The sequence below is a fragment of the Allofranklinella schreckenbergeri genome (genome assembly GCF_003703475.1).
Lineage (GTDB): Bacteria > Pseudomonadota > Gammaproteobacteria > Burkholderiales > Burkholderiaceae_C > Lampropedia > Lampropedia schreckenbergeri.
This window is the reverse complement of the sequence record NZ_RDQM01000004.1, coordinates 213,889-220,785: the sequence shown is the minus strand read 5'-3', so window position 1 is coordinate 220,785 and position 6,897 is coordinate 213,889. Positions and strand designations below refer to the sequence as shown.

The window sequence follows — 6,897 nt, the reverse complement described above, 5'->3', positions numbered from 1 at the left end:
TTGTCTCGTGATTACGAGCGATTGCCAGACGTACTGGGGGGATTGCACTTCGTGGTCTTTGCCATTCTCATGCTGCCCAATGCCATGCCGTTGATTCGGTTGGCTCAAAGTTCATAACACGCTCTAGGTCAATACAGTGGCCTACGTAGCAGCAATGGCGTTTGGGACGGGGGAGAAGCTCGTAAAAGCCAACGGTTATTGATGACTTCTCGCTTGTGCGCGCTTTCGAGGAGTGAAAAAAAAGCCCGGTGGAAACCGGGCTTAAGGGATCCATGAAACTGATTTCGAAAGGATCCAAGGAGACAACGTTACAAAGGAAGCGGCCTGTAGCTCAAGCCGAAACCTCGGAAATTACAGTTCAACGGCGACGTGCGTTGGTGTTTTTGGCTGCATTGGCAGCACTTTCAGTTACAGCATGGAAGTTGGCTTGAGCAACATCCGAAGCTTGTTTTACGGTTTTTTGCACCGATTCAAATGCGTTGTTGGCGGCCGACAATGCGCTGCGGACGACTGCAACGGAAGCTTCTGTACCGGCAGGTGCGTTTTTAGCTGCGCTTTCCATCAGGTTCGTCATGGCTTGCTGAGCTTCGGCAGTACGCTCTTCGATGACTTTGTTCAGTTCTTGACCGCTTTCGGAGGCAATTTCGTACAGCTGGCGGCTGTAGTTGGATACTTTTTCGGCCAGAGGTTGGAAAATGCTCGATTGCAACGCGGCCAGCTCTTGCGCGTCTTTGACGGAAAGAACGGCTTGGCTGTGCTTGGCAGCGTCGCTCAATGCTTCACGCGAAACCTTGACGTTCAGTTCGATCAGCTTTTCAACGCTTTCGAAGGCTTTGTTCGTCAGGCCAAAGAGTTGTTCGATATTGGCTTTGTGTGCTGCCAGGATTTGTTCGGGAGTCAATGCCATTTCAGTTCTCCATAAATAGCTACAGGGCGATCAAGAAGCAGCTGCGCCAACATCGCTCTTTTGTGCAGTGCAGCATGGGTGCGTATTATGCAGGTATTCTTGGGGTGCGCCAAGAAAAATGTTGCACTGCAGCAAGAAAATCGAAACAAAATGCATCTTTACTTTGAAGCAATTGGCTCGAAAATTTTGTGTTATAGTCACGCCTTCGCTTGATTGCGGGAATAGCTCAGTTGGTAGAGCGCAACCTTGCCAAGGTTGAGGTCGCCGGTTCGAGACCGGTTTCCCGCTCCAATACATGGTTTGCTGATTTTTACTGGATCAGCGAATTGCGCAAAGGGGCCATTGGCCCCTTTTTTGCGTTCAAACCGTGCATCAAAAGCTGCTGTGACATCAGGCTTGAATTTCAGTTCTCGGCTGGCTTTCGTAACCCATCAGCGTTTCAACGAGGTTGTTTGACTTCGGGCCGTTTCTTTTCAAGTCTGTAGTGGTTTCGATGAGGCCGCTACGGTCTCGAACGGGCATGGAGGTTGGCGTTGTGCCTCATGCGCAAATGCACGGCCTTACAAGGGGATCCAAAGGTTTAGGGGGCGGGGAGCGTTTGCGCGCTATCTACTCTCTCTCAGGCGTGAATTCGTGGGATATGCGCGGGGCCTGCGGGCATTGTGTGTCGAGTGAGGCGCGGTAGGCCACGCAGCCGCGCATGAATTGAGGCCAGTCGGGCACTTGCGGCAAGCGATGGGTCTGCTCGGGCAACAAGGCCCAGAGGTGAGGGTGGTACCAGCACAGGTCATGGCCTGTGCTGTCGCGGTGGCGACGGATGGCAGCGCGCAGTTTTCGGGCTTCGGCCAACAGTTGTGGGGGCGGAAGCTTGGCCAAGTCCCCGTCTAAATCCTCACTACGTTCCTGCTCTGGAATTGCCTCGGTCTCCTCGCACGTGTTGGGGGCGGGAGCCGAGGGTGCGTCTTGCACAGGTGTTTGGGGCTTGGCGGGAGCGCTGGAGGGATTGGAAGATGTGGTGCTGTCTTGGCGATCGAGCACGTTGATGGCGCTGCGCAGCCGTTGCCAGGCCAGGGTTTGTTGTTCGTGAAAGGCGTTCCACAGTGTGTCTTCGGCCATCACGCTGTGCTCGCCTGGCGTTTCCAGTGGGAAGCGCGCGCCTTGCTCCAGGGCGGTGAAGGCGCGCATGTAGTCGCCGTTGAAATAGAAATCCGCCAATGCTTGCATGATGTCAGCGCCACGTTGCCAGTCGGCCTGGGCGGCTTGCAGGCGGGGCAGCAGTTGCGTCCATTCGCGGTATAGGCGTTGGGCTTGGTCGATGCGCGCTTGCAAGTGGGCGAGGTTGTCGTCCTCGGTGCGGTGGGGGACTGGGGGCAGGGCGGAGTCGGGCATGTGGGGCTGGATTTTGCTGTCTTTCTAAATCAAAGAAAGTAGATATTATGTCCAATTTGCCGTAATGGCTATATTTATTTTCCTTTGAATTGAAAAATAAAAAATGCGGGGCGCATGGCCCCGCGATGGGGTGGGGTTGGATTGTGGATCCGGGCTGCACGGGCGTGCGCGGCCGAAGATGGCACGCCTATGCAGTCACCCCGGTATAGCGGGCTTTAGCTCTGGCGCTGGATGTAGACGGTGTGCGTCTGCGTGTATTCGTACACGCCGTGTTTGCCGTCGGCGCCGCCGATGCCGGATTTTTTCACCCCGGCGTGAAAGCCTTGCATGGCCTCGAAGTTCTCGCGGTTGACGTAGGTCTCGCCAAACTCCAGCTCGGTGCTGGCGCGCAGCGCGGCGTCCAGGCTGCGGGTGTAGATGGAGGAGGTCAGGCCGTAGGTGGTGTCGTTGGCCTTGTCGATGGCTTCGTCCAGCGAATCGACCACGGCCACGGGCACGACGGGGCCGAAGATTTCCTTTTGCATGATTTCCCAATCGTGCTGGCAGTGGGTCAGCACGGTGGGCTGGAAGAAGAAGCCGCCGTCGCGGTCATCGGCCTGGCCGCCGGTGGCCACTTGCGCGCCGGCATCGACGGCGCGTTGCAGCATGGCGGCGACTTTGTCGCGCCCGGCCTGGTTGATGAGCGGGCCCATGTCCAGGGTTTCGTCCTGCAAGGGGTTGCCCCAGCGCGCGGCGGCAACCTGGGCGACGAGCTTTTCCGTAAAGGCTTCGGCCACGCTGCGTTGCACATAGACGCGCTCGGCGCAGTTGCAGACTTGGCCGGTGTTGATGACGCGCGAGGCGGCGATGGCGCGGGCGGCCAGGTCCAGGTCGGCATCTTCCAGCACGATGGCGGGGGCCTTGCCGCCCAGCTCCAGGTTGAGCTTGGTGATGTTGGGCGCGGCGGCGGCCATGATGGCCGAGCCGGTGTCCACGCTGCCGGTGAAGCTGATCATGTCCACGCCGGCATGGCTGGCCAGCACGCGCCCGGCGTTGCCGCCGCGGCCATAGACCTGGTTGTAAACGCCGGCGGGCAAATCCACTTGCGAGAGGATGTCGGCAAAGATGGCGGCGTTGTTGGGCGTTTCCTCGCTGGGCTTGATGACGATGGTGTTGCCCGTCAGCAAGGCCGGGCCCATCTTGCGGGCGATGAGGAAGAAGGGGAAGTTCCACGGCAGGATGCCGCCGACCACGCCAATGGCCTGGCGCATCAGCATGATGGTTTCGCCGGGGCGGTCGCTGGGGATGATTTCGCCTTCGATGCGGCGCGCCCATTCGGCCATGTAGTCCAGGTAATCGGCGGTGAATTGCGCTTCCACGCGCGCCAGCGGCAGCACCTTGCCCTGCTCTTCGGAGAGGGTGCGGGCGATTTCCTCGGCGCGGGCGCGGATGCCGGTGGCGATCTTGCGCAGATAGCCCGCGCGCTCAATGGCGGGGCGGCGAGCCCAGGCGCGTTGCGCAGCGCGCGCGGCGGCGATGGCTTCCTCGACTTGCGCGGCGGGTGTGTCGGGGATAGAGGAAATCGTCTGGCGGTTGGAGGGGTTGATGACGGCAATTTCGTCGGCCTGGCCAGCGGCGACGAAGCGGCCGTTGATGTAGTTTTGATGCATGGTGTCTCCTTAAGTCGTATTTATCAATCAAGGGAAAATTGGGTTATTGTCCAATTTGCCAAAATAACTTGTTTTATTTTCCCTTGATTTACATTTTTGGGGTTCCCGCCTCTGGTTGGAGGCGGGCGGCAGCGCAGGCTGCGCGCCTATGCGCAGCCTGCTGAGGGGCTTAGGCCAGCCCCATCTTCTTGGCTTGCGCGCGCAATTCGTCGCGGAAGTTGGGATGGGCGATGGCGATCAGGCTGGCGCAGCGCTGGTGGGCGGATTTGCCGCGCAACTGGGCTACGCCGTACTCGGTGATGATGTAGTCCACATCGTTTTTGCTGGTGGTGACGTGGGTGCCGGGCGTGAGCGTGGGCACGATGCGCGAGATGGTGTCGCCTTTGGCGGTGGAGGGCACGACGATGATGGCTTTGCCGCCGTTGGAGCGGTTGGCCGCGCGCACGAAGTCGGCTTGCCCGCCGGTGCCAGAGTAGGGCAGGTGGCCCAGGCTTTCAGAGCCGCACTGGCCCAGAAAGTCCACCTGCATGGTGGCGTTGATGGCGTGCAGGTTGTCGTTGGCGCCAGCCAGGTAGGGGTCGTTGGCGATGTTGACGGGGTGCATCTCCAGCCCTGGGTTGCGGTGCATGAACTGGTAGAGCTTTTTCGAGCCGAGGGCGAAGGTGGCGATGGTCTTGCCTTTGTTGATGTTTTTGCGGCTGTTGTTGACGGCGCCCGCTTCCACGAGCTTGAGGATGCCGTCGCCCAGCATTTCGGTGTGCACGCCCAGGTCTTTCTTGTGCACCAGTTGCATCACCACGGCATCGGGGATGCCGCCGTAGCCGATTTGCAAGGTGGCGCCATCGGGGATGAGCTCGGCCACGTAACCGGCGATGGCTTCTTGCAGCGGGCCGATTTCGGGCAGGCCCACTTCGGCGATGGCGTCGCTGCTTTCGCACAGCGCGGCCACTTGCGAGATGTGGATGTGGCAATCGCCGTTGGCAAAGGGCACGTTGGGGTTGACTTCGATGACGACGGCGCGCGCTTTTTCAATGGCGGCCATGGTGTAGTCCGGAGCCAGCGAGAGGCTGAAGTAGCCGTGCTCGTCCATGGGCGAGGCGATGGTGAACACCACATCGGCGGGGAACTGGCCGCGGCGGATGAGTTGGGGAATTTCGCTGAAGTAGGCGGGCAGGAAGTCGATCAAGCCCTGTTGGCCGCCGGGGCGGGTGACGCCGCTGAAAAAGTAGGCGCGGTGGCGCACGTGATGGGCGGTTTCGGGGTCCAGATAGTCGTACTTGCGCACGGGCAGGATTTGCGAGACTTGCACGCCTTCAAACTCGCGCCGCGCCTCGGAGAGGGCGGTCAGCAGCGCGGGCGGCTCGCCCACGCCTGTGGGCACGACGATGGTGTCGCCATTGCGAACGTGGCGGATGGCGTCTGCGGCGCTGCACAGTTTCTGGGCGTATTGCTGCGCGTAGGTACTCATGGAGGACTCCTTTGGATTATGGGTAAAAATTATCAATCAATAGGAAACAAATTCATGCTGTTTCGGCATGATGTGTATAAGGTGGTGTTTCTATTGATTTGTTGTTTTGGCTGGGCGGCCGCGCCCGGAGATGGTGCGGCCGCCTTGGCTGGTGATGGGCTTATTCCGCGGCGATGGCGCGGCCGATGACCAGGCGCTGGATGTCGTTGGCGCCTTCGTAGATTTGCGAGATGCGCACGTCGCGGTAAATGCGCTCGACGGGGAAGTCGCTCACATAGCCGTAGCCGCCGTGGATCTGGATGGCGTCCGAGCAGATTTTCTCGGCTTGCTCGGAGGCAAACATCTTCGCCATCGAGGCTTCCTTCAGGCAGGGCTGGCCCGCGTCCTTGAGCTGGGCGGCGCGCCAGACCATCAGGCGCGAGGCGTCCAGCCGCGTGGCCATGTCGGCCAGGCGGAAGGCCACGGCCTGGTGCTCGATGATGGGCACGCCGAAGGTTTCGCGCTCCTTGGCGTAGCGCAGCGCGGCTTCGTAAGCGGCGCGGGCCATGCCTACCGATTGCGCGGCGATGCCGATGCGGCCCGCCTCCAGGTTTGACAGCGCAATCTTGTAGCCCTCGCCTTCGGCGCCCAGCAGGGCGCTGGCGGGTACGCGGCAGTTTTCAAAGCGGATTTGCGCCGTGTCCGAGGCGTGCTGGCCCATTTTTTCTTCCAGCCGCTCGACGATGTAGCCGGGCGTTTCGGTCGGCACCAGGAAGCAGGAGATGCCTTTCTTGCCTGCGGCCTTGTCGGTGACGGCAAACACAATGGCCACGCTGGCGTATTTGCCGGTGGTGATGAATTGCTTGGTGCCGTTGAGGATGAAGTGATCGCCGTCGCGCTCGGCGCGGGTGGTGATGGCGGCGGCGTCCGAGCCGGTGTGTGGCTCGGTCAGGCAAAAGCAGCCAAACACTTCGCCGCGCGCCAGGGGCTTGAGCCAGGTTTCTTTCTGCGCATCGGTGCCGTATTTCATGGTGATGCCGCAGGCCAGCGAGTTTTGCACGCTCACGATGGTGGAGGTGGCGCCGTCGCCAGCGGCGATTTCTTCAATGGCGAGCACGAGGGACATGTAGTCCAGCCCCGCGCCATCCCACTGCTCGGGCACCGTCATGCCCAGCGCGCCCAGCTCGCCTAGGCCGTGCAGGGCTTCCTTGGGGAAGGTGTGCTCGCGATCCCACTGCGCGGAGTGGGGGGCGACGCGCTCTTGCACATAGGCGCGGATGGAGTCGCGCACCATTTGCTGTTCTTGGGTAAGTAACATGATTTTCTCCTTGGTGACAAAGTACGAAGTACGCCTGATCGTACTCCAGCGGCGGCCTGTTCCAAGGCTGGTGAGGGGGCTTTACGCGAATTGCCGCGCTGCGCTCGCACGCGCGTGAGCGGCTTGGCTGGGCGATAGGCCCATGCCATCCGATGGCAAGATATTTTTATCGATCAAAGGAATTTTG

5 protein-coding genes, 1 tRNA gene and 1 pseudogene are annotated in these 6,897 nt (G+C 60.3%); 2 read left to right on the top strand and 5 right to left on the bottom strand.

Annotated elements, in window-relative coordinates:
* Nucleotides 1-117: pseudogene (locus EBQ26_RS04745) on the top strand (IS5/IS1182 family transposase); the annotation flags it as partial.
* A 241-nt stretch (nt 118-358) separates the two neighbouring features.
* Here the strand turns inward: EBQ26_RS04745 and EBQ26_RS04740 are convergent.
* On the bottom strand, nt 359-907 hold the full coding sequence (locus EBQ26_RS04740; RefSeq protein WP_122237857.1) for a phasin family protein: 549 nt from the start codon (nt 905-907) through the stop codon (nt 359-361).
* A gap of 215 nt (nt 908-1,122) precedes the next feature.
* Between EBQ26_RS04740 and EBQ26_RS04735 the strand changes: the two genes are divergently transcribed.
* Nucleotides 1,123-1,198, top strand: a tRNA-Gly gene (locus tag EBQ26_RS04735).
* Between the two features lie 318 nt (nt 1,199-1,516).
* Here EBQ26_RS04735 and EBQ26_RS12850 read toward each other — a convergent pair.
* From EBQ26_RS12850 to EBQ26_RS04710, 4 genes are all read right to left on the bottom strand, one after another.
* A complete protein-coding gene (locus tag EBQ26_RS12850) occupies nt 1,517-2,296 on the bottom strand; it encodes a DUF4298 domain-containing protein (protein WP_238944144.1) in 780 nt (259 codons plus the stop codon).
* A gap of 215 nt (nt 2,297-2,511) precedes the next feature.
* Nucleotides 2,512-3,945, bottom strand: a complete 1,434-nt coding sequence (gene aldA, locus EBQ26_RS04720; protein ID WP_122237856.1) for an aldehyde dehydrogenase — start codon at nt 3,943-3,945, stop codon at nt 2,512-2,514.
* A gap of 169 nt (nt 3,946-4,114) precedes the next feature.
* A complete protein-coding gene (locus tag EBQ26_RS04715) occupies nt 4,115-5,413 on the bottom strand; it encodes an acetyl-CoA hydrolase/transferase family protein (RefSeq protein WP_122237855.1) in 1,299 nt (432 codons plus the stop codon).
* Nucleotides 5,414-5,573: 160 nt separating this feature from the next.
* On the bottom strand, nt 5,574-6,710 hold the full coding sequence (locus EBQ26_RS04710) for an acyl-CoA dehydrogenase family protein (protein WP_122237854.1): 1,137 nt from the start codon (nt 6,708-6,710) through the stop codon (nt 5,574-5,576).
* Nucleotides 6,711-6,897 lie beyond the last annotated feature (187 nt).

Excerpts from the sequence above, each read along its gene's own strand:
- EBQ26_RS04740 (WP_122237857.1), bottom strand. The coding sequence starts at position 907 with ATGGCATTGACTCCCGAACAAATCCTGGCAGCACACAAAGCCAATATC.
- EBQ26_RS04710 (WP_122237854.1), bottom strand. The coding sequence starts at position 6,710 with ATGTTACTTACCCAAGAACAGCAAATGGTGCGCGACTCCATCCGCGCC.
- EBQ26_RS04715 (WP_122237855.1), bottom strand. The coding sequence starts at position 5,413 with ATGAGTACCTACGCGCAGCAATACGCCCAGAAACTGTGCAGCGCCGCA.
- EBQ26_RS12850 (WP_238944144.1), bottom strand. The coding sequence starts at position 2,296 with ATGCCCGACTCCGCCCTGCCCCCAGTCCCCCACCGCACCGAGGACGAC.
- aldA (WP_122237856.1), bottom strand. The coding sequence starts at position 3,945 with ATGCATCAAAACTACATCAACGGCCGCTTCGTCGCCGCTGGCCAGGCC.